The organism is Ralstonia sp. AU12-08, assembly GCF_000442475.1.
Classification (GTDB): Bacteria; Pseudomonadota; Gammaproteobacteria; order Burkholderiales; family Burkholderiaceae; genus Ralstonia; species Ralstonia insidiosa.
The window spans coordinates 1-23,031 of sequence record NZ_ASZV01000035.1; the positions used below are offsets into that span (position 1 = coordinate 1).

Annotated in this window: 20 protein-coding genes; 10 read left to right on the forward strand and 10 right to left on the reverse strand. The window is 63.1% G+C overall.

Annotated features, from left to right (window positions below; translation table 11 throughout):
- Positions 1-27 precede the first annotated feature (27 nt).
- From C404_RS48175 to purB, 4 genes are all read right to left on the reverse strand, one after another.
- Complete coding sequence (locus tag C404_RS48175) at positions 28-624, reverse strand: YceI family protein (RefSeq protein WP_021195976.1); 597 nt, start codon at positions 622-624, stop codon at positions 28-30.
- Between the two features lie 65 nt (positions 625-689).
- A complete protein-coding gene (locus C404_RS48180; protein WP_021195977.1) occupies positions 690-1,256 on the reverse strand; it encodes a YceI family protein in 567 nt (188 codons plus the stop codon).
- A 77-nt stretch (positions 1,257-1,333) separates the two neighbouring features.
- Positions 1,334-1,915 carry a cytochrome b gene (locus tag C404_RS48185; RefSeq protein ID WP_021195978.1) on the reverse strand — a complete coding sequence of 194 codons (582 nt, stop codon included), beginning with the start codon at positions 1,913-1,915 and terminating at the stop codon, positions 1,334-1,336.
- 270 nt (positions 1,916-2,185) lie between these two features.
- The gene (gene purB / locus C404_RS48190) at positions 2,186-3,565 is read right to left on the reverse strand and encodes an adenylosuccinate lyase (RefSeq protein WP_021195979.1); all 1,380 of its coding nucleotides are present in this window, start codon (positions 3,563-3,565) and stop codon (positions 2,186-2,188) included.
- A 240-nt stretch (positions 3,566-3,805) separates the two neighbouring features.
- On the opposite strand from purB, the gene C404_RS48195 reads away from it, so the two are divergent.
- Positions 3,806-4,414, forward strand: a complete 609-nt coding sequence (locus tag C404_RS48195) for a glutathione S-transferase N-terminal domain-containing protein (RefSeq protein ID WP_021195980.1) — start codon at positions 3,806-3,808, stop codon at positions 4,412-4,414.
- A gap of 10 nt (positions 4,415-4,424) precedes the next feature.
- Here the strand turns inward: C404_RS48195 and C404_RS48200 are convergent, their stop codons facing one another.
- From C404_RS48200 to C404_RS48220, 5 genes are all read right to left on the reverse strand, one after another.
- The gene (locus C404_RS48200; RefSeq protein WP_021195981.1) at positions 4,425-6,023 is read right to left on the reverse strand and encodes an FMN-binding glutamate synthase family protein; all 1,599 of its coding nucleotides are present in this window, start codon (positions 6,021-6,023) and stop codon (positions 4,425-4,427) included.
- A 101-nt stretch (positions 6,024-6,124) separates the two neighbouring features.
- Entirely contained in the window at positions 6,125-7,249 is a 1,125-nt protein-coding gene (gene mnmA / locus C404_RS48205) for a tRNA 2-thiouridine(34) synthase MnmA (protein ID WP_021195982.1), read from the reverse strand.
- On the reverse strand, positions 7,249-7,740 hold the full coding sequence (locus C404_RS48210) for an NUDIX hydrolase (RefSeq protein WP_021195983.1): 492 nt from the start codon (positions 7,738-7,740) through the stop codon (positions 7,249-7,251). The genes mnmA and C404_RS48210 overlap by 1 nt, the downstream gene beginning before the upstream one ends.
- Before the next feature lie 72 nt (positions 7,741-7,812).
- The gene (locus tag C404_RS48215; RefSeq protein ID WP_021195984.1) at positions 7,813-8,961 is read right to left on the reverse strand and encodes a DUF1624 domain-containing protein; all 1,149 of its coding nucleotides are present in this window, start codon (positions 8,959-8,961) and stop codon (positions 7,813-7,815) included.
- 8 nt (positions 8,962-8,969) lie between these two features.
- Entirely contained in the window at positions 8,970-11,039 is a 2,070-nt protein-coding gene (locus C404_RS48220; RefSeq protein WP_031329703.1) for a TonB-dependent siderophore receptor, read from the reverse strand.
- A gap of 277 nt (positions 11,040-11,316) precedes the next feature.
- On the opposite strand from C404_RS48220, the gene C404_RS48225 reads away from it, so the two are divergent.
- The 9 genes from C404_RS48225 to C404_RS48265 all read left to right on the forward strand — a co-directional run bounded on the left by C404_RS48225 (position 11,317) and on the right by C404_RS48265 (position 21,587).
- Positions 11,317-12,456: a Re/Si-specific NAD(P)(+) transhydrogenase subunit alpha gene (locus C404_RS48225; protein ID WP_021195986.1), complete on the forward strand. Its 1,140-nt coding sequence runs from the start codon at positions 11,317-11,319 to the stop codon at positions 12,454-12,456.
- Between the two features lie 92 nt (positions 12,457-12,548).
- The gene (panD, locus tag C404_RS48230) at positions 12,549-12,911 is read left to right on the forward strand and encodes an aspartate 1-decarboxylase (protein WP_021195987.1); all 363 of its coding nucleotides are present in this window, start codon (positions 12,549-12,551) and stop codon (positions 12,909-12,911) included.
- A gap of 78 nt (positions 12,912-12,989) precedes the next feature.
- Entirely contained in the window at positions 12,990-13,319 is a 330-nt protein-coding gene (locus C404_RS48235) for an NAD(P) transhydrogenase subunit alpha (RefSeq protein WP_021195988.1), read from the forward strand.
- On the forward strand, positions 13,316-14,776 hold the full coding sequence (locus C404_RS48240; protein ID WP_021195989.1) for an NAD(P)(+) transhydrogenase (Re/Si-specific) subunit beta: 1,461 nt from the start codon (positions 13,316-13,318) through the stop codon (positions 14,774-14,776). The genes C404_RS48235 and C404_RS48240 overlap by 4 nt, the downstream gene beginning before the upstream one ends.
- 184 nt (positions 14,777-14,960) lie before the next feature.
- Positions 14,961-15,998, forward strand: coding sequence for a response regulator (locus C404_RS48245; protein WP_021195990.1), 1,038 nt, complete (start codon positions 14,961-14,963; stop codon positions 15,996-15,998).
- A gap of 639 nt (positions 15,999-16,637) precedes the next feature.
- Complete coding sequence (locus tag C404_RS48250; protein WP_021195991.1) at positions 16,638-18,035, forward strand: class I SAM-dependent methyltransferase; 1,398 nt, start codon at positions 16,638-16,640, stop codon at positions 18,033-18,035.
- 9 nt (positions 18,036-18,044) lie between these two features.
- Positions 18,045-19,373, forward strand: a complete 1,329-nt coding sequence (gene phcS, locus C404_RS48255) for a two-component system sensor histidine kinase PhcS (RefSeq protein WP_021195992.1) — start codon at positions 18,045-18,047, stop codon at positions 19,371-19,373.
- An 8-nt stretch (positions 19,374-19,381) separates the two neighbouring features.
- Complete coding sequence (phcR, locus tag C404_RS48260; RefSeq protein ID WP_021195993.1) at positions 19,382-20,488, forward strand: two-component system hybrid sensor histidine kinase/response regulator PhcR; 1,107 nt, start codon at positions 19,382-19,384, stop codon at positions 20,486-20,488.
- 76 nt (positions 20,489-20,564) lie between these two features.
- Entirely contained in the window at positions 20,565-21,587 is a 1,023-nt protein-coding gene (locus tag C404_RS48265; protein WP_021195994.1) for a response regulator, read from the forward strand.
- Positions 21,588-21,620: 33 nt separating this feature from the next.
- Here the strand turns inward: C404_RS48265 and C404_RS48270 are convergent, their stop codons facing one another.
- A complete protein-coding gene (locus tag C404_RS48270; protein ID WP_021195995.1) occupies positions 21,621-23,030 on the reverse strand; it encodes a THUMP domain-containing class I SAM-dependent RNA methyltransferase in 1,410 nt (469 codons plus the stop codon).
- Between the last annotated feature and the right edge of the window lies 1 nt (position 23,031).

The following is a 23,031-nucleotide window of genomic DNA, read 5'->3' on the forward strand; positions in this document are numbered from 1 at the left end:
GCGCGTTTTTGTTACTGCGCGTGGCGCTTATTGCTTGGCGACGCTGGTGTCCTGCTTCAGGCCTTCGGCTTGAATCTTCAGCTTGGTTTCCATGTTGAAACCGTACTTCTTGCCGTAGTCGATACCAAATTCGTCGCGGTTGAACGTGAGTTCGGCGTCGGCGCCGCATACCTCAACCTTCATCATCGGGTGCGGCATGCACTTGAACGCATTGATCTTCAGCGTTGCCGGCTTGGTCACGCCATGCAGCGTGAGTTGGCCCACGGCTTCGGTCGGCACATCACCCTTGAACTTGATGTCGGTGCTCTTGAAGGTGGCCGTCGGGAACTTGGCCACATCGAACATCTCTGCGCTCTTGGCGTGCTCGTCCATCTTGGGCAGGCCGAAGCTGATGCTGTCGGTCTGCACGGTCACGTCGATGGAGCCCTTCTTGGCTTCGCGATCGAGCGTAAAGGTGCCGCTGGACTTGTCGAACTTGCCGCGCCACTTCGACAGGCCACCCATGTGGTCAGCTTCAAAGCTCGGGTAGGTGTGGGTCGGGTCCAGTTGGTACGTGGACGGTGCAGCAAAGGCGGCGGTTGCAGCAACGGCCGACAGTGCGGCAACGAGGGTACGCAATTTCATGAGAACTCCTGCGGATAAAAGCGGCACACGAGGGCCGGAAAAAACGGTGAGGTGAGTACTTCCGATTACTTCTTGGCGATGACGATGCGGAACTTGATCGTCACGTCGTCGGCAACGACCGACGTGTCCTTCCACTCGCCGTCACCAATCTTGAACACGTTGCGCTTGACCGGCAGCGCGCCTTCAAACACCTGATTGGCGCCGTCCTGCTTGAAGGTGACCGGGGCCGTCACGTCTTGCGTGACGCCCTTGATGGTCAGCTTGCCGACCACGTCCACCTTGCCATTGGCGCCCGGCTTGAACGCCGACGACACGAAGGTGGCCTTCGGGTACTGCGCAGCGTTGAACCAGTCCTTCTTCTTCAATTCGTCGTTGTAGTCCTTGCTGCCCACGTCAACAGAGTTGATGTCGATGTTGACCGTGGCCGTGGACGCTGCCACGTTGGCCGCGTTGTAGTTCACGGCGGCGTCGAACTTGCCGAACTTGATATCCATCGGCACGCCGAGTTGCTTGCCGGTGGCCGTGACGCTGCTCTTGGCAGCATCCACCTGGGCCGTGGCCGACAGCGCAGCGATCGACAGCGCGCCGGCGGCAACCAGGGCGATAGCGCGGGGGCGCACAAAACGTTTCATCATCAGACTCCTTCGGTCAGGATGGAGAAGCAACGGGCGCCGGCACACACCAGCGCGTTTGGAAATCAGCGCACGAATCAGCGCAAGAAAGGCAGCATGCGACGCAGCGTGCCATCACGATCAATGACGTGGTGCTTGAGCGCGGCCAGGATGTGCAGCACGACAATCGTGGCCATGGTCCAGTTCAGCCACTCATGGGCTTCGTGGAAGAGGTCCTTCAGCATGTCGCTCTTGTCGAACGGCATCGGCATCTCCCACACGCCAAGGTAGACAACCTTGATACCGGCCGCCACGCTCAGCAGGTAACCGGTCAGCGGCACCGCCAGAATCAGCAGATACAGCACCAGGTGTGCACCCTCGGCAGCGCGGTGCTGCCACTTCGGCATCCCTGCCACCGGGGCCGGTGCCGGATGCGTCAGGCGCCACAGCACGCGCAGCACGGCAAAGATCAGCACGGTCACGCCGATCCACTTGTGATACGAGTACAGCTTCAGCTTGGTCGGCGTGAAACCGGGGATATCGGTCATGTACAGACCAAGCCCGAACGCGGCAAAGATCAGCAGCGCGATGATCCAGTGCAGCGCGATGGCAGGCTTGCCGTAGGCACCGTCATCCATGGCGGCGCGCGCGGCGAGATTCGATTGGGCAGCTTGTGACATCGGTTCCCTCAGTTTGGGGCGCTCTTCGTAAGCGGCGCCTGTCGGTAAGACGTAAGACCACGGCGCCAAATGTTTGTGCATTATTGAAGCGATCCGGCCAAGCAGGTTCCCCTCAAGTTCATCGAGAAATTCAAATTTTTTGATGAACAAGAAGCGCAGCCTGACCTAACAAGACCGCCCATTCTACAGAGCCCATATAGCAAAACAGCCTCCTCCGTAACCGTACGGAGGAGGCTGTCTTCGGGTCAGCCCAACAAATTTTCGGAACGATCAGAGCGCGTTGATCCGGCGTGCCAGTTCTTCTGCCTTGCCGATGTAGCTGCCGGGCGTCATGTCCAGCAGCAGCTTGCGGGCGTCTTCCGGAATCGCCAGTGTGCCGATGAAGTCACGCAGTGCCTCGCGCGAGATGCCCTTGCCGCGCGTCAACTCCTTGAGCTGCTCGTACGGGTTGGCAATGCCGTAGCGGCGCATCACGGTCTGCACCGGCTCGGCCAGGACTTCCCAGCAGTTGTCCAGGTCTTCGGCCAGGCGCGACGGGTTGGTTTCGAGCTTGCCCAGGCCGCGCAGGCACGCATCGTAGGCCAGCAGGCTGTAGCCGAACGCCACACCGATATTGCGCAGCACGGTCGAGTCCGTCAGGTCACGCTGCCAGCGCGAGACCGGCAGCTTTTCCGACAGATGGCGCAGCACGGCGTTGGCCAGGCCGACGTTGCCTTCCGAGTTTTCGAAGTCGATCGGGTTGACCTTGTGCGGCATGGTCGACGAGCCGATCTCGCCGGCCTTGGTCTTCTGCTTGAAGTAGCCCTGCGAGATGTAGCCCCAGACGTCGCGGTCCAGGTCCAGGATGATGGTGTTGGCGCGCGCCACGGCGTCGAACAGCTCGGCCATGTAGTCGTGCGGCTCGATCTGGATGGTGTACGGGTTGAACGTCAGGCCAAGGCGAGTCTCGATCACATTCTTCGAGAAGGCTTCCCAATCCAGTTGCGGATATGCCGACAGGTGCGCGTTGTAGTTGCCCACCGCGCCGTTCATCTTGCCCAGCAGTTCGACGGCCTCGATGCGGCGGATGGCGCGGTCCAGGCGGGCGGCCACGTTGGCCATTTCCTTGCCCAGCGTGGTCGGGCTGGCCGGCTGACCGTGCGTGCGCGAGAGCATCGACACATCGGCGTTGGCGTGAGCCAGCTCCACCAGGCGGGCCTGCACACGGCGCAGTGTCGGCACGATCACGGTGTCGCGCGCACCCTTGAGCATCATGCCGTGCGAGGTGTTGTTGATGTCTTCCGACGTGCAGGCGAAGTGGATGAACTCGCTGGCGGCTTCCAGCTCGGCGTTGCCCTTCACGCGCTCCTTCATCCAGTACTCGACGGCTTTCACGTCGTGGTTAGTGACGGCTTCGATTTCCTTGATACGGGCAGCGTCTGCCTCGGCAAAGTTTTCGACCAGGGCCAGCAGCGCGCCTTCGGCAGCGGCCGAAAAACGCGGGATCTCAGCCAGGCCGGCCTGCGACAGGGCGATCAGCCAGTGCACCTCCACCTTCACGCGGTTGCGCATGAAAGCGGCTTCCGACAGCCACTCGCGCAGCGGATCGGCCTTGGCGGCATAGCGGCCATCGATGGGAGACAGAGCGGTCAGTGCGGAAAGCGACGACATGGCAGGTGGGGAAAAATGTGAAGGGAATCTCAATCCGGACAACCCGGACGCTGCATCGAGCGTTGAACCAAGGTGCATATGCGCACCCCAGCAAGCCCATGATTTTACCACCCGGCACGCCGGTCTCAGGGCCAATCCGGCGCCTTGGCAAGCCTCCGTTTGGCTCAGGTGCACTCGGGCGCCGCCAAGAGCACGCGGGAAAGTGCGCGGCTATACTTCCGCCTCCAACATGACATGCCTATGAAACTGATCGGATCCCACGCCAGCCCGTACACCCGCAAGGTGCGTGTGGTGCTGGCCGAAAAGAAAATCGACTGCCAGTTCGTGCTGGAAGACGTCTGGAGCGCCGACACACAGATCCACCAGTTCAACCCGCTGGGCAAGGTGCCCTGCCTGGTGATGGATGACGGCGGCGCCCTGTTCGATTCACGCGTGATTGCCGAGTATGCCGACACGCTGTCGCCAGTGGCACGCCTGATTCCGCCGGCGGGCCGCGAGCGCGTGGAAGTGCGCTGCTGGGAAGCGCTGGCCGACGGCCTGCTCGACGCCGCGCTCATGCTGCGCATCGAACACACGCAACGCACGCCCGAGCAGCGCAGTGAAGCCTGGCTGGCGCGCCAGAACCACAAGATTGACGACGCGCTCAAGGCCATGTCGCAAGGTCTGGCCGACAAGACTTGGTGCAACGGCAACCACCTGACGCTGGCCGACATCTGTGTTGGCTGCGCGCTTGGTTACCTCGATTTCCGCCAGCCGCAGATCGACTGGCGCGAGCGCCACGCCAACCTGGCCGCGTTCTACGCGCGCATGGAAAAGCGGCCGAGTTTCATCGAAACCCAGCCGCAGTAAGGCACCTTCGTTACACCGCCACCGGGTCGAACCGCTCGGCCTGGGCCATCGGCCAATAGCGCTCGTACAGCTGATAGCGATACCGCCCGGCGAGCAGATCGCCGGGTTCGAGATACTTGAGCAGCGTGGAGAGCAACTGCACCTCGTTGCCCGACACACGCCGCACGATGTGGTGCGCGCGGAAGTCCGCCGGATGTTGCAGGCCAGCCGCCTGCGTCAGCTCCAACAACGCATGCAGCGTGTGGTCGTGGTACTGATGCACGCGCTCGGCCTTGTCCGGCACCACCAGTGCCTTCTGGCGGGATTTGTCCTGCGTGGCGACGCCCGTCGGGCAGCGGTCGGTGTGGCATTTCTGCGCCTGAATGCAGCCCAGCGCAAACATGAAACCGCGCGCGGCGTTGCACCAGTCGGCGCCCATCGCCAGCGTCCGGGCCACGTCGAACGCCGTGACGATCTTGCCCGACGCGCCGATCTTGATCTTGTCACGCAGGTTGGTGCCCACCAGCGTGTTGTGCACCAGCAGCAGCCCTTCCTGCAGCGGCGTGCCAACGTGATCGGTAAATTCCAGCGGCGCCGCACCCGTGCCGCCCTCGGCCCCATCGACCACGATGAAGTCCGGCAGGATGCCCGACTCCAGCATCGCCTTGACGATGCCGAAGAACTCCCACGGGTGTCCGATGCACAGCTTGAAGCCCGTGGGCTTGCCGCCCGACAGCGTGCGCAGCCGGTCCACAAACTGAAGCAAACCCAACGGCGTTGAAAACTCCGAGTGCGCCGCTGGCGAAACGCAATCCTGCCCGATCGGAATCCCGCGCGTGGCGGCAATCTCCGGCGTGACCTTGGCCGCAGGCAGCACCCCACCGTGGCCCGGCTTGGCACCCTGCGACAGCTTTACCTCGATCATCTTCACCTGCGGGCTGCGCGCCTGCTCGGCAAACTTGTCCGGATCAAAGCGGCCGTTCGCATCACGACAACCGAAGTAGCCCGAGGCGACTTCCCAGATCAGGTCGCCGCCCTCTTCGCGGTGGTACGGCGAGATCGAACCCTCGCCCGTGTCATGGATGAAGTTACCGAGCTTGGCACCGCGATTGAGCGCGCGAATGGCGTTGCCCGACAACGCGCCGAAGCTCATCGCCGAGATGTTGAACACCGACATCGAATACGGCTTGGCACGCCCCTCGCCCACCAGTACGCGGAAGTCCGACGAGGCGATGCGCGTGGGCGCCAGCGAATGGCCGATCCACTCGTGCCCAGCGATCTTCACATCCAGTTCGGTGCCGAACGGGCGGCTGTCGACTTCGCCCTTGGCGCGCTGGTAGACGATGCTGCGCTGGGCGCGCGAGAACGGGCGCTCGTCGGTGTCGTCCTCAACGAAGTACTGGCGGATTTCCGGGCGGATGAACTCGAACAGGAAGCGGAAGTGGCCCCACAGCGGGTAGTTGCGCAGCACCGAGTGGCGCGTCTGCGTGACGTCGTAGATGCCCAGCAGCACCAGCAGACCCGGGATGAGTGCGCACGCCCAAAGCAGGTGTCCTGTGGCCCAGAACCCGGCGGTGATGACAAACAACAGCACAACACCCGCGAAGGCCCAATAGCGACGAGGCAGCATGACAAACCCTGTGTGGAGACGAATCAGGGCGCCAGCATAACCGACCATGCGCGACCCGCGTGACGGCCGCAGCCGTCACAACGGACTGTTGCGAAAATCGCTCAGGCGACTGCCTTCTCAGGCACAGCCGCTTCGGCCGAAGCAATGATGCCGCCACCCAGGCAGATTTCGCCGTCGTAGAGCACAGCGGATTGACCGGGCGTCACAGCCCACTGCGCCTCGGGGAAGGACAGTGTGAGTGCGCCATCGGTGGCGCGCACCACCGTGCACGGCGCGTCGGCTTGGCGGTAGCGCGTCTTGGCACCGATGTGGGTGCCCTCGGCAGGAGCGTGACCGGCGACCCAGCTCAGGTCATCGGCATGCACGGTATGCGCCAGCAGCCACGGGTGGTCATGCCCCTGCACCACATACAGCGTGTTCGCCGCCATATCCTTGCGCGCCACGTACCACGCATCGCCATTGCCATCGCGGCTGCCGCCGATACCGATACCCTTGCGCTGCCCCAGCGTGTAGAACGCCAGGCCGATGTGCTCGCCGATGGTCTTGCCGTCGGGCGTCTTGATCGGGCCCGGTTTGGTCGGCAGGTAGCGGTTCAGGAAGTCACGGAACGGCCGCTCGCCGATGAAGCAGATCCCGGTGGAATCCTTCTTCTTGGCGTTCGGCAGGCCGATTTCGGCTGCGATCTCGCGCACGCGCGTCTTCGGCATCTCGCCCAGCGGGAACAGCGTGCGCGAGAGTTGTGCCTGATTCAGCCGGTGCAGGAAGTAGCTCTGATCCTTGGTGTGGTCGAACGCCTTGAGGAGCTCGAAACGGCCATCGACCTCGCGCACGCGGGCGTAGTGGCCGGTGGCAATCGTGTCCGCGCCCAGCGCCATCGCGTGGTCCAGGAAGGCCTTGAACTTGATCTCAGCATTGCACAGCACGTCGGGGTTGGGCGTGCGGCCAGCGGAGTACTCGCGCAAAAAATCCGCGAACACGCGGTCCTTGTACTCGGCAGCAAAGTTGACCGCCTCCACATCCACGCCCACCAGGTCGGCGACAGAGACGACGTCGATCCAGTCTTGTCGGGTCGAGCAGTACTCGCTGTCGTCATCGTCTTCCCAGTTCTTCATGAACAGGCCGATGACCTCGTAGCCCTGCTGCTTGAGCAGCCACGCCGTGACGGAGGAATCCACGCCGCCGGACATGCCGACGACGACGCGCTTTTTGCTCGGCTTGTTGCTCATCATTCCGTCCCCAGGCCATACACGCTGGCGTGCGTGTGGATGAGGTCGAGCGGATAGCGTTTGCCGGCGAGATAGTCTTCCACGCAGGCCAGCAGCAGCGGGCTGCGATGGCGCTCGCGGCTGGCGCGGATCTCCTCCGGCGTCATCCAGACCGTGCGGACGATGCCCTCGTCGAGCGTGCGGCGCACGTCTTGCGGCCCTAGTTCGCCGGTGAAGGCCATCCGCACATAGGTGACGGGATCGCCTTCCGGCGGTTGGAACTGCGCCATGTAGCAGCCAAGGAAGGCGGTCGGCACAAAGCTGTAGGTGGTTTCTTCCAGCGCTTCGCGCGCGACGGCATCGACCAGGCTTTCGTCCGGGTCGAGATGGCCAGCGGGCTGATTCAGACGCAGACCGGCATCGGTGTGCTCCTCAACCAGCAGAAAGCGTCCGTCTCGCTCAATGATGGCGGCAACGGTGACACTGGGTTTCCAACGAACGGCTTGGCTCATGGCAAAAAGGCAACAAAAACAAGGCGTTATTGTAGCCGCGCAAGGCCGTGTCCGCTTGGGATGGCGGGGGCATCACAAATAGCGCATCCAGGGGTAGCGGCCCGTGCGGCGCAGCCTGGCGAACCAGCGCGTTGGCCAGTACAGCAGCGCGATGGTGGGCAGCCAGACCACCCACAGTTGCCAGACAGCGTCAAAGCCGAAACGCGCGCCCTGGTTGGCGCCAGCCATCTGCAGCGCCAGCAGATAGACGATGTGCAGCACATACAGATGCAGCAGGTAGAAGAACATCGGCGCGCTACCCAGCGTTTGCAGCACAGTGGCAACGCGCACGGGCAACCGGTCCAGCCATGCCAGCGCACACAGGCCAAGACCCAGCGTTGCCAGCAGGAAGCCCAGCGACGGCGGGTACTTGGTCAGGTTCAGGAATGACACGGCCGTCGTCAGTGCATCTGGGTAGACAGCCCAGGGCTTCGGCTCGCCATAGCCATTTACCAGGCGCAGCACGGCAAACCCGGCAAGACAGGCGGCGCCCAGCGCCAGACACAACGTCCGCCGCGCCTCGGGCGAACGCTGCGCATACACCGGCGCAAACACATACCCGAGCCCGATCACGCCAATCCATGCCAGCACCGGATACGACGTGCGCAATCGCAAACCATCCGCCAACACAATCCAATCCCGCTGATGCAGGACAGCCCATAGCGTGTGCCACGGTGAATCAGGCGCGACATACACGCCCGTCAACAGGTTGTGCCCCGCGACGATCGCCAGCGACACCGCCAGCAGCGCGCCGCGCGGCAGCCAGATCAACCCCGCCAACGCAATCATCGACAAGCCAATCGCCCAGATCACCTGCAGGTACAGCGTGGTGGGCGGGAACGTGAACGTCCACGCAAAGTTGACGACCGTCACCTCCAGCATGACGAGGAACAGCCCGCGCTTGAGCAGGTGTGCCGCAATCACGCGCCGGTCGCCACCCTGCTTCTGTCCCGACAGCCACGCCGACATGCCCGCCAGGAACACAAACACCGGCGCGCACGGATGACTCGCAAACCGTGTCAGCGCCAAGGCTGGCGAGGTGACCGCCAGATCGACCGGGTCCACCACCTGCGCATGCAGGAAGAAGAACTCGCGCAGATGGTCAACCACCATCAGCACCATCACCCACCCGCGCAGCAGATCGATGGCGGCGACACGGGAAAACGCGCGAGCAGGCTGCATCCCCATGTTCAGAACTTGTACGTCGCGGCCAGTGTCACCTGCCGCTCGGCACCAGGTGCGACCCACAGTTCGTTGTACGAGCTGGCGTAGTAGCGCTTGTCGAACAGGTTGTCGACGGTGAGCGACAGACGCAGCGCGCGCGTCGGCTGCACGTAACCATGCAGGCGCACGGTGGTGTAGGCCGGCAGCTTGAAGCCGTTGTCGACGCTGTTGCCGGCGCGCTCGCCCACGTAGACCACACCACCGCCCGCGCCAGCCCGGCCGAGCGCTCCGGCACCGAACTCATACAGGCCGAGCACGCCCGCGCTGTGGCGCGGAATGTTGGACAACGGCGCCCCCGCCGGCAGCACCGTATCGGCCGTCACCGTGGCATCGGTGTAGGCGTACGCGCCCATCACCTTGAGGTTGGCCGTCACCTGGCCCGATACATCCAGCTCCACACCGCGGCTGCGCACGGCACCGGCCGTGCGTTGGAACGTCGGGTCACGCGGATCGCCCGTCAGCACATTGGTCTTGTCGATGGAATACAGCGCCAGCGTGCCGCCGAACTTGCCGTCGGCGGTCTCCAGCTTGGCGCCGACCTCATAGCCACGCCCGCGCTCGGGCGCAAACGCATTGCCCTGTGCACCCGTGCCGGTATTCGGCCGGAACGAGCGCGAGGTATTGGCGTAGAGCGACAGCGTCTGCGTCGGCTGATAGACGAGCCCCAAGCGCGGGCTGTACGCCGTCTGCTGTTGCGAGACGCTCTCGCCCGTCAGGCGGTTGTCGGCATGCTGCAGGAAACGGTCCATGCGCACGCCGGCCAGCAGCTTCCATTGCGGCGTCAGCGTGATCTGGTCTTGCACGAATGCGCCAAAGCCGCGCTGAGTTTCGCGCGTGCTGATGCTCGGCCGCAGGGCCGGTCGCGGTTGTCCATAGACCGGGTTGAAGATGTCGATCGCATACGGCGCCGCAGCGCTCGGATTGGCGCGGTACATCACCGGGTCGTAGCGGAAGTTGTAGAAATCGGCACCGGCCACCAGCGTGTGCTTGATCGCACCGGTATGCACATCGCCCTGCACGTCGACGCGGGCAGCCAGATCGTTGGCGTGGTAATCACGCTCACGCGCCTGGCGCCACAGCGTGCGGCCGTCGGCCAGCAAGCGCGACGCGTCCGACGATTTGCCGAACAGCGCCGACGTCCGGTACGACAGCCCCGCGTTCAGCTTCCAGCCCTCGTTGAGTTGATGCTCGACAGTCAGTTGATGGCTTTGCGTGCGCACCGTCGTATCGCCATCCCCCGGCTCGCCCAGAAAGCGCGAATTGGGCAGCGCACCCAACTGCTTGTTGATGGCGACGATGCCCCGGTCGAACGGCGCCTTCCGTTGCGCCGCTTCAAACGCATACGTCACCACCGTATCGTCCGTCGCCAGCCACGTGAACGACGGCGCGATCACATAGCGCCGGCTCGACGAAAAATCGCGAAAGCTGTGGTTGCTCTCCGCCGCCACACCCAGGCGGTAGGCCAATCGCTCGGACAGCGGCCCGGTCAGTTCCGTCGCCAGCCGGTATTGATCGTGGCTGCCCACCGCCAGCGTGATCTCGCGCGACGGCTTGAACTGCGGCGTACGCGTGACGATGTTGACGATGCCGCCCGGGTCACTGCGCCCGTACAGCGCCGCCGACGGCCCCTTAAGCACATCGATGCGCACAATGTTGATGGCATCCACCGGCACGTTGTTCGCCCGGTTGGCCGAAAAGCCGTTGACGAGGTAGTCAGCGCCCGTATTGATGTCGCCGGCAAACCCGCGGATGGCAAAGTTGTCGGCCATGCCGCCCAGATTGTTCTGCCGGCTGATGCCGCTGACCCAGTCGAGCGCGGTGTCCAGGCGCACCGCCCCGAAATCGTCGAGCGCCGTGCGTGTCACCACGCCAACAGATTGGGGCACGTCCTTGAGCGGCGTGTCCGTCAGGGTGGCGGAGCTGGCGCGGCGTGCCCGCAAACGTTCCCCTGCCTGGCCGCGCACGACGGCCTCTTCCAGCGCAAACGTTGGGGCGACCTCGGCGCCGGCCATTTCTGACGCACCGCACAAAGCCATTCCAACCAAACTCCACCTCAGATGCGGACGGACCGTTGAACGTCTACGCTGCATGGCAACAATCGAACCGTGAAAAACGCTCACCGTATCGGAGTTGCAACTCTGTTGCAACAAAGTTTTCGGAGCGTGCGGCCTGTTACTCAGCAAATTCTCATTTTTAAGGTCAGTGCTAAGGCTGGTCCGCCGGCCAAAAACTTCGGGTAAGCTGCACATCGTTCAACAAAACCGATCAAAGCGCGCCCTTCTTCACCGCGCGCACCACAACGAGGAGAACACGATGCACATCGGCATCCCGCAGGAGACGCGGGCGGACGAGACGCGCGTTGCCGCGACCCCGGAGACGATCAAGAAGTACGTGGCGCAAGGCCATCAGGTGACGGTGCAATCCGGCGCCGGTGTGGCGGCCGCGCAGCCCGACGAAGCCTACGTGGCTGTCGGCGCCAAGATCGGCACCGCTGCCGAGGCACTGGGCGCACAAATCGTGCTCAAGGTGCGCTCACCGGAACCTGCGGAGCTTGCGCAGATGCAAGCCGGCGCCGTGCTGGTCGGCATGCTCAACCCGTTTGATGACGAGAACACCGCGCGCCTGGCCGCGGCCAACGTCACCGCCTTCGCGCTGGAAGCCGCGCCGCGCACCACGCGCGCGCAAAGCATGGACGTGCTCTCCTCCCAAGCCAACATTGCCGGTTACAAGGCCGTGATGGTGGCCGCAAACCACTACCAGCGCTTCATGCCAATGCTGATGACCGCCGCCGGCACGGTGAAGGCCGCGCGGGTGCTGATCCTCGGCGCCGGTGTGGCGGGCTTGCAGGCGATTGCCACAGCCAAACGCCTGGGTGCGGTCATCGAAGCCTCCGACGTGCGCCCCGCCGTGAAGGAGCAAATCGAATCGCTGGGCGCCAAATTCCTCGACGTGCCGTTCCTGACGGACGAAGAACGTGAGATTGCGCAAGGCGTGGGCGGCTATGCTCGCCCGATGCCGCCCGACTGGATGCGCCGCCAGGCTGAACTCGTGCACACACGCGCAAGCCAGGCCGACATCGTCATCACCACCGCGCTGATCCCGGGCCGCCGCGCACCGACGCTGCTGTCCGAAGCCACCGTGCAGGCCATGAAGCCGGGCTCGGTGGTGGTCGACTTGGCCGCCGCGCAAGGCGGCAACTGCCCGCTGACGGAAGCCGATCGCGTGGTCGTCAAGCACGGCGTCACGCTGGTGGGCTACACCAACCTCGCGTCGATGGTGGCGGCCGATGCCTCCGCCCTCTATGCGCGCAACGTGCTGGATTTCCTCAAGCTCATCATCGACAAGGATGGTGGTCTCGCCATCAACCTCGAAGACGACATCGTGGCCGCCTGCCTGCTCAGTCAGGCCGGCCAGGTGGTGCGTGCTCCCGCTGCCACGAGCACCGCCAAATAACAGTGGAGACAGCGGCCCGGCAGGTATGTGCAACAGCACCGCCCGCCCAGGGCCGCATGTGGCGATTTCATTTTTGTTTCAAGGAAAGCTTCATGCAACGCAACATGCTTCGCGCCAAGCTGCACCGCGCGACGGTCACCCAGGCTGATCTGGACTACGAAGGCTCGTGTGGCATCGACGAGGACCTCCTCGACGCCGCCGACATGCGCGAGTACGAAAAGATCGAGCTGTACAACGTCAACAACGGCGAGCGCTTCTCCACCTACATCATCAAGGGCAAGCGCGGCTCGGGTGAAATCTCGCTGAATGGCGCCGCTGCACGCCGTGCCCACGTAGGCGACCTGCTCATCATCTGCACCTACGCGCCGATGACCGAGGAAGAAATCGCCAGCTACAAGCCGAAAGTCGTGCTGCTGGGCGAAGGCAACAAGATCAAGGCCATCAAGGAAACCTGACGCGCAGAAACGGCCCCGCAGAAAAACCAACGCGGGGCGGCACTGCATATCGACCAAGAAGCGAGGAGGAGCACCCAAATGGAGCTGGTCAATCACACGGTGATCAACCTGATCATCTTCGTGCTGGCGATCTACGTCGGCTACCACGTGGTCTGGACGGTCACCCCGGCATTGCATACGCCGCTGATGGCCGTGACCAACGCCATCTCGGCCATCATCATCGTCGGCGCGATGCTGGCGGCGGGCCTGACGCAGACTGGGCTGGGCCGCACCATGGGCGTGGTGGCGGTGGCATTGGCAGCAGTCAACGTGTTTGGCGGCTTCCTGGTCACCCAGCGCATGCTTGAGATGTTCAAGAAGAAGGAGCCCAAGGCCAAGGCTGGGCAGACCGAGGGAGCCAAGCAATGAGCATGAACCTCGTCACCCTGCTGTACCTGCTGGCGTCGGTCTGCTTCATCCAAGCCCTCAAGGGGTTGTCGCACCCCACGACGGCGCGGCGTGGCAACGCATTCGGCATGACCGGCATGGCGATTGCCGCCGTCACGACCGTCGCGCTCATCTACAAACTCAAGGCCGAAGTGTTTGCCGGCACCGAGAGCGGCGCATCCACGGGCTTCATCCTGATCTTCGCGGGCCTGGTGGTCGGCGGCGGCATTGGTGCTTACGTGGCGCGCACGGTTGAGATGACCAAGATGCCGGAGTTGGTGGCCGCCATGCACTCGCTGATCGGTCTGGCGGCGGTGTGTATTGCCGTCGCCGCGGTGGCTGAGCCCGACGCTTTCGGCATCACGATGGCCGGCGACAACGTGCTGCCGCTGGGCAACCGCGTGGAGCTGTTCATTGGCACGTTCGTGGGCGCCATCACTTTCTCGGGTTCGGTGATCGCCTTCGGCAAGCTGTCGGGCAAATACAAGTTCCGCCTGTTCCAGGGGGCACCGGTGCAGTTTGCCGGCCAGCACATGCTGAACCTGCTGCTGGCGGTGGCCATGCTGGGCTTCGGCATCCTGTTCTTCCTGACGCAGAGCTGGTTGCCGTTCATCATCATGACGGCCATCGCCTTCGTGTTGGGCGTGCTGATCATCATCCCGATCGGCGGGGCAGACATGCCGGTGGTGGTGTCGATGCTGAACTCGTACTCGGGTTGGGCGGCGGCAGGCATCGGCTTCTCGCTCAACAACCCGATGCTGATCATCGCGGGTTCGCTGGTGGGTTCGTCCGGTGCCATTCTGTCTTACATCATGTGCAAGGCGATGAACCGGTCGTTCTTCAACGTGATCCTGGGTGGCTTCGGCTCGGAGGCTTCCGCTGGTGCAGCGGCCGGTGGTGGCGGGCAGCAACGCCCGGTCAAATCGGGCTCGCCGGATGATGCCGCCTTCCTCATGGGCAACGCGGAGACGGTCATCATCGTCCCCGGCTACGGCTTGGCCGTAGCACGCGCGCAGCACGCCCTGAAGGAACTGACCGAAAAGCTGACGGACAAAGGCGTGACGGTCAAGTACGCCATCCACCCCGTCGCGGGGCGCATGCCGGGCCACATGAATGTGCTGCTGGCCGAGGCCGAGGTGCCGTACGACCAGGTCTTCGAAATGGAAGACATCAACGGTGAATTCGGCCAGGCCGACGTGGTGCTGGTGCTGGGCGCCAACGACGTGGTCAACCCGGCGGCCAAGAACGATCCGAAGTCGCCCATTGCCGGCATGCCCATCCTGGAGGCCTACAAAGCCAAGACCATCATCGTGAACAAGCGCTCGATGAACGCCGGCTACGCCGGGCTCGACAACGAGCTGTTCTACATGGACAAGACGATGATGGTGTTCGGCGATGCCAAGAAGGTGGTGGAAGATATGGTGAAATCTGTGGACTAAGGCGGTGCACTGACGGCCGTCAACCCACCCTCAGTTTGCGGCAGCAGTCCAACCCTGTTCCGCTTGCCCCCGGTGACGGCAGGCAGTAACTTAGTGCTAACGGGCAGCGCAGGCCACACCGGTCAGCGCCGCCTCTTTTGCCCTTCTATCCCCTTTTTCGGCCTTCTTTCCAGCCACCCGACGTATGCAACAGGACAGCGCGCTGCCGGTCTATTTCCACCCGACCCTGACTGTGGTGGTCGACGACAGCCAGTCATTCGTGGAAAGCCTTGGGTTCCAGATGGATCCGTCGCGGGCAATGCTGGCCTTCAACGATCCGGATGAGGCGCTGGCGTGGCTGCGCCAGTGGCATTCGCTGCGCATGCCGGGCTTCCTGCCGGTGCGCGTGACGCACGACGATCTGACGTTCTCCAGCGAGCGCCGCACCATCCAGCTCGACGTCGACCGCGTCTACCGCCAGATCCACGAGGTGAATCGGTTCCTGCAGCCGTCGGTGATTGTCGTGGACTACTCCATGCCGCGCATGAACGGGCTGGAGTTTTGCGCCAAGCTCAAAGAGCTGCCGTGCATGACGATCCTGCTGACCGGTATGGCCGACGAGAACATCGCCGTGCAGGGTTTCAACGACGGGCTGATCGATCGCTACATCAAGAAGGATCACCCGGCCATGGCCGAGCGCCTGGGTGCGGAAATCGAAGCGCTGCAGATGCGCTACTTCAGCCGACTGTCGAGCACGCTGCGCGAGTTGCTGTCGCGCCACTCGTTCAGTTTTCTGTCGGACCCGGCGGTCATGCAGCTCGTGCGCGAACTGTCTGCGCGCTACCGCTTCATCGAGTATTACCTGTACCCGCATCCGGCCGGTGTGCTGCTGCTTACCGCTGATGGGCGTGCCACGCTCATGGTCATCGAGACCAACGCGAGCATGCTCACGCACCTGGAAAACGCCGAGGCCTACAACGCGCCCGACGAACTGCTCAAGGGCTTGCACGACAAGCAGATCGTCCCGTTCTTCTGGCCCGGCGACGGTATGTACACACCAGCCTGCGTAGATTGGAAGGAGTACTGCTTGCCCGCCGAGGTATGCCAGGGACGCGAGCCGTACTACTACGCGCTGTTCGACATGCCCAGCCATCTGCTGCCTGCACAGGTCTACAGCTATACCCAGTTCCTTGCCAACTACAAGCAGGATCCGGACGCGCTCACCGGCCGCAAGCCGCGCTGAAAACGCCACATTCTGAGTTGCGCTGCACTGCGGCAATCCACATTGTGTGGGCCATGTTGGGCAAGTACAATCATTTGAGTCATCCGGCATCCATGACGTCAGAGCATGCGCCGGTGCAATCGCCTTGATGCATGCATGGCAGTGCTGCGGCATCATGGCGATGCGAGAGCGTCGGCAGGCAATCTACGGTACGGCGCTCCGAAAGTATTACTGTGCGGGATTCTCCTTGAGAGACGATTTGGGATGCAGCAGCGGGCCGCGCGCCAATTCAGCGCGTGTCGCGGATGTCAGGGGAGTGCATCGTTCCAGTCTGTTTGCGGTCGCACGATTCCCGTTGCCACGCTGTTGATCTGCGGTTGCGCAAGCCTGATCGCTTTCGCAATGGCAGGTCGCCTTTTCTGATCTTCTCGAAGCGGGTTTGGGCGAGAGACGCCCGGGCCGATGCGCGGTAGGCGCGGCCAGCGGACGGCTTCAAGCACGCTTTCACGACTGATGCGACGGCATGCCCGGCGGTCTATCGCTGTGGTGGTGCTGTGTTCGTTGTGCCCGACATTGCAGTACGGGCCCGGACGCGCGGTGGTTGGAGTGAGCGTCCCGCTTGGCAGACGTTTTCCCTGAAGTCTCCGGCAAATTCGCACCGTGTACTCACCCAACCAAATCGATCCGGCAGTCAGCTTCCGCAACTCCCAGGGTCAGCAGGTCCGCGGCACCATCATCACGTTGCAGCGGCGCGCCCTGGTGATGGAGATCTACAACCCGTACTCGATCGTGCAGGTGAGCGAGGTCCTCTCCGACCTGGCGATCAAGATCGGTACACGTCAGGTCTACCTCGGCAAGGCGGTGGTGATCAGCCTGGTCAACACCGGCCTGACCGCTGTCGCCTCGCTCACGCTGATCGACGAATGGCGCGAGCTGTCGGAAGTGGCCGACACGCCCACCTCCGTCGGCGAAGAAGCGCGAACGTTCGTGCGGGATTGGCAAGAACGCTTCCGCATTCGGCGCGAATATCAGATCGTCGTCAATGAGATGCGGGCCTTCCTGGCGGAAGTCGCGCGCTGGGTGGAGCAGGTGGATCTGTCTAAGACTTTGCCGCGCGAAGACAATAAGCTGCGCTCCGATGTCTTCATGGAACTAGCCGAACCGGTCATGCTCCGGGTCAAGCACTACCTGGACATCCTGGAGGCGGAAGCCGCTGAAGTCGAAGCCGGCCTGGCACCCGCCCACCGCGCCTACGCGCAGACTGCGCTGCATCCGCTGCTACTGCGTTCACCGTTCGTGCATCGGACCTTCACCAAGCCGCTGGGCTACGCCGGTGACTATGAAATGGTCAACCAGATTCTGGGCGACCCACAGGAGGGTCCGAGCACCTATTTCCAGATCGTGAACGTGACGTTCTTGAAATCGCTGGTGGCTCAAGCGCACCGGAATCGCATCGACATCCTGGTCGACTTCCTCAAACAACTCGCGATCAAGGCCAAGGCCGAGGGGCGCCCGTATCGCGTCATGAACCTTGGCTGTGGGCCCGCGGTGGAAATCCAACGCTTCCTGCGCGAGTTCGATGAGCCGCACCTGCTTGAGTTCGAGCTGATCGACTTTAGCCAGGAGACACTGGACTACGCGAAGGACCAACTCAGCGCGGCAGCCGTGAAAGCGGGCACGACACTCTCCGCTCAATTCGTCCATCAATCCGTACACGAACTGATTAAGCGACCCACGCTTAAGACCGAGTCGCTACACAACTGCGACGCAGTATATTGCGCCGGCCTCTTTGACTACCTTTCTGACAAGGTGTGCAATCGACTGCTGGCGTACTTTGCCGCCCGCACGCGCGTGGGCGGCAAAGTGCTCGCCACCAATGTACACAGCAGCAACCCGGAAAGGCTTGGCATGGAACACCTATTGGAGTGGTATCTGGTCTACCGTGACGAAGAGCGCATGACAAACATGCTGCCCCCGGGTTTCGAGCAGGCACACATCTCCACCGACACGACCGGCGTTAACGTGTTTGCCCAAGCCGATATGACCGCCATGGTTTGAGAACGTGCAATGAGTGCCATCAGCTATCAGGGCTATCAGCAGGAACTCTCCGATCTGCGCCTGTCGTTCAGCCGTGCCGGCGCCATCACCGGCATCGTGCTCGTACTGCTGGGCGTCGGGCTCGATTACGGCCTGTATCCACAGCACCAAGTCCTTTTCGGCGCGGTGCGTGGCGTCGTCTCGCTGTTGATCTTGCTCATCATGTTTTGCATGCCCACGCGATGGGGCAAGCCACATGTTCCGGCCTTGACGTTGCTGTGGCTATCGCTACCGCAGATCATGATTGCCTGGATGATCTGGTACACCGATGGTGCTGAGTCGTTGTACTACGCGGGATTGAATCTGGCGATCTTTGCCGTTGGTATCGTGATGCCCGTGGGGTTTATCCAGACGGTGGCGTTCGGCGCGTTCACGTACGTCATCTGGATCATCGCCTGTGTCATGCACGCAGGCGGCATCCATTCAATCGACACGTTCATCGTCTACGCGCTACTCCTGTTCTTTTCTGTCATATCCAGTTCCGTATTCACCTACTTCAATGAACTCGGCCGCTTTCAATTGTTCCGGCTCAAGGAAGAAGTCGCACAGAAGAACCAGCAACTCGCCCTGACAAACCAGAATCTCACCGAAATCAAGGGCCAGCTCCTGCAGCAGGAGAAGATGGCCGCCATCGGCACGCTATCTGCTGGCCTGCTGCACGAGATCAACAACCCGGTCAACTTCTGCCTGATGGCGATTTCCGTGGCGCAGGAAGACCCGACCGCCAAAGACAGCCCCATGCTGCTCGAATGCCTGACCGACGCCAAGGAAGGCATGCAGCGCGTGCAACATATCGTGTCGGACCTGAAGACCTTCGCCTACCGCAGCCCCGAGAAAGGCGAAGCCGATTCGCCCTTCCTGGCAGAGAAGGCCATCGATTCGGCCATCCGCCTGACGAGCCATGAACTGCGCGGTGTGGTGGTCGAGCGCAGGCTGCCGCCCGATACGCTGGTGCGTGGTGACGAAGCAGCCATCATCGGCGTGCTGATCAACCTGCTGTCGAACGCGGCACTGGCCATGCACAAGGTGCAGCGCGAAAACCCACGCATCGAAATTGCAGCCGAATGGATCAACGACCGGCTGCACGTGGTTGTAACGGACAACGGTCCGGGCATCTCCGAGAAGAATCTCTCGCGCGTGTTTGAACCGTTCTTCACCACGCGCGAAGTCGGCAAGGGGCTGGGGCTGGGCCTGTCGATCAGCTACAGCGTGATCCAACGCCATGGCGGCACGCTTGCCGTGACGAGCCAGGAAGGCGAATGGGCACGCTTCACGTTCGATCTGCCGCGCTCGGAGTAGGACGCATCATGGACATCACGCCGGACACCGTCACCATCCTCTACGTCGACGACGAGCTGCAAGCCTGCAAGTGGTTCGCGCGCACCATCGGAGACGGCTACGAGGTGCTGACGGCCAACAGCGTAGAGGAAGCCAAGGCGGTGCTGCACGACGCACACGAGCGCATCAGCGTGGTGCTGACGGACTTCCGCATGCCCGGCGGCAACGGCACGGAACTGCTGCGCTTCATTGACGCGGAGTACGGCGACATCGCCACCATCCTCGTCACCGCGTATGCCGACAAGGACCTGCTGATCCAGGCGGTCAACACAGGCCGCGTGTTCAAGATCCTGGAGAAACCTTACAAGCCGGAAGACGTACGACGCTCGCTGCAGGAAGCATTGGCGCTGCGCCAGGACCGCCTGCTGCGCACGCAGCGCCTGATGGCGATCGACGAGACACTCGCCTTTCTCGCGCACGAACTGAACACGCCACTGGCGGCCATCTCCAACTTTGCGCGTGGCATCCGCATGCGCGTGGACCAGACCGAGTTCGTGCCGGAAGCCCTGCCGGAGATCGGCCGTGCGGCTGACCGCGTGCAGGAAAATGCGCGCTACTGCCTGTCGGTCATCGCCACGTTCCTGAATTCAGTGCGCAACACCTACGGCAAGCCCGGCACGGCGGCCACGCCCAACAGCGCCAGCGGGTTGATCCGCTCGCTGTTTGACACGTACCCGTTCACCAGCGCGCAGCGTGAATGGGTGTCGTACCGCGTAGAGCAGGATTTCCCGATCGCCACGCTGCCCAACTGCGTGATGCTGGTGCTGTCGTCGCTGACGAGCAATGCGCTGCACGCGCTGCGGCGCACGCCGTTGCCGCGCCTGGAGATCGTCGCCAGCAACGCGCCGGAAGCCAGCGGCATCCGCCACATGATCCGCATTGAAGACAACGGCCCCGGCATCGCCCCGGATGTCCTCAAGCGGCTGACCATCGACCCCGTGACGACACGCGCCGAAGAAGGCGGTAACGGCATGGGCATGATTTTTTGTACGCGGATCATGCAATCGTTCGGGGGAGCGATTGCAATAGACTCCGCACCCAGCGCAGGCACGCGCGTGACGCTGACGTTCCCATGACCCCATCAACGATACGCACACGAACCACGCTGAACATGATCTGCGCATTTACCGTATTTGCTATGAGGAGTGATGGATGACCAATCCCGGGGGCCACACGCCCACAAACCCGCCCAAGATCCTGTACGTGGACGACGAGACATTGGCGCTGACTTACTTCGGCCGTGCCATCGGTTCACTGGCGCCGGTCGTCACCGCCACCTCGGTTGAAGAAGGCAAGCGCATGCTTGACCAGCACGCCGCCACGCTGGGCGTGCTCGTGTCGGACCAGCGCATGCCCGGTGAGCTCGGTAACGAACTGCTGCGCTATGCGCGCGAGCGCTATCCGCACCTGGTGCGCATTCTGACCACGGCGTACTCGGAAATCGAGGACACGGTGGAAGCCGTCAACCAAGGGCAGATCCATCGTTACATCAAGAAGCCATGGGACATCACCGCGCTTCGCGTGGAACTGAAGCAGGCGCTGGAATTTTCCGACCTGCGCCGCGAGCGCGACGCCCTGCTGCGCGAGAAGATGACCGTGCGCCAGAGCCAAACGCTCACGCATCGCATCGGCGCGCTGCAGACGCTGTATCTGGCGGTGTCAGGGCTGCCATCGTTCAGCGCTGTCAACGATTACCTGCACGCAGCGGCGGCCGTCGGGTTGCACGCCATGGAGCAACCGGACTGGGCAGTCAAGGACTACACCGAACTCGTCAGCGAAGAAAGCCTGCGCACCGGTGAGTTGAGCCACGCGGTGCGGCAGATTTATCAAGACCTGTCGTCACGGTTCGACAGCACACCCGCCACGCAGGCATTGGACGTGTTGACCGAAGTGCTGCAAGGCAAGGTCTCGCCGGCTGGCGGTGATGCGGCAGCCGTGATCGACCTCTCCACGCTGACGGAATTTCTGGAGACTGCGTCAACGCACAAGGTGTCGGAAGCGCATGCCAAGTGGTTGGCCTTCCTGCTGTGGCTTGACGGCAAAGGCTGGTCGATCAAGGCCGAGCGCGACGGCACCACCGTCAAGCTGCGCTTGGTTGATCACCTGACGCAACTCACGCCAGACCAGTTGGCGGGTTGGATGGAGCACTTCCAGGAGAATCAGCAGGCCGCCTGAGTCTGCCGGCGGCCTTTCGCACAACGCCGATGCTTATGCGTCGGCGTTGTCGTTTTCGGAACCCGAAGCCGTATCGCGGGCCGGGCGATCGCGCATGCCCCCCTTCACCATATCGAAGCGGAACAGGCGGCATTCGATGTTGCCGTTATAGAGCGGCGTGCGCTGCGATTCTTTCAGCCGCATACGGCGTGGTATCGAAAGATCGCCGGTAAAGACGAACGCCTTCCAGCCGGAGAACTCGCGCTTGAGCGTGCCCGCAAAGGCCTGCGCGAATTCGTTGGCCTTGGCCTCTTCCTCTGGATCGATCGGGGGCGGCGGCTCAGGCTGACGCAGCTCACGCATCGGGCGGCGACCATCGTCGCGCGGGGCGCCCATCGCACGGCTGGCGCGCTCGAATACGGTGCCGTCATCCTCTCCTTCGCCTTCCGGTCGGCGGCGGCGCGAACCTTGGGCACCACGCACGGCGATACGCTCACCGTACGGCGGGTTCATCAGCAACACGCCGGCAGCCTCAAACGGCGGCTTGCCGAAGCGCGCATCGACCTGCTTGAGCAGCGGCTCGCCGGGCAGACCGGCACGCTGCCAGTTGGCCTTGGCATAAGCCAGCATGTCGGTGGAGATATCAGCACCGGCCACCAACGGCGGCGCACGGCGCATGGATGCTGCCGCCGCATCGGCAGCCGCTTCGCGCAGGCGCTTGAAGCATTTGGCGTCGTGGTCAATCAACCACTCGCAGGCGAAGGCGCGCTTGCCGCCGGGTGCAATACCCAAGGCACGCTGCGCAGCTTCGACAAGGAACGTGCCGCTGCCGCACATCGGGTCGTAGAACGGTTCGCCCTTCGCGCCCGTCCAGCCAGTCAGGCGAAGAATGCCCGCCGCGAGGTTTTCCTTCAGCGGCGCTTCGCCCTTCTCTTCGCGCCAGCCGCGCTTGAAGAGCGGCTCACCGGTGGTATCGAGGTAGATCGTGCAATCGGTCTCGGTCAGGTACGCGTAGATGCGCACGTCGGGCGAGACGGTGTCGACGCTGGGGCGCGCACCGGTGCGCTGGCGAAAGCGGTCACAGACGCCGTCCTTCACGCGCAGGCCGACGAACTTGAGGCTTTGCAGCGGCGATTTGTGTGCGGTCACATCCACGCGGATCATCTCGTCCGGCGTGAAGTAGTCTTCCCAGCGCTGCGCGGCAGCCAGCGCGTAGATGTCGTCTTCCGAGCGATACCCGCGCGAAGCCAAACGCATCAGCACCCGGCTGGCGATGCGGCTGTGCAGGTTGACGGCATACGCCGCGCCCTGCGTACCGAAGAAGTGCACGCCGCCCGGCACGGTGCGGCCCACCTCGAACGCGGCCAGCTCATCCACCTCGGGGCGGATCGAGATTTCGGCCAGTTCATCGGCCAGCGCTTGTTCCAGCCCGCGGGGGCACGGCGCGAAGTATGCAGTTGCCATC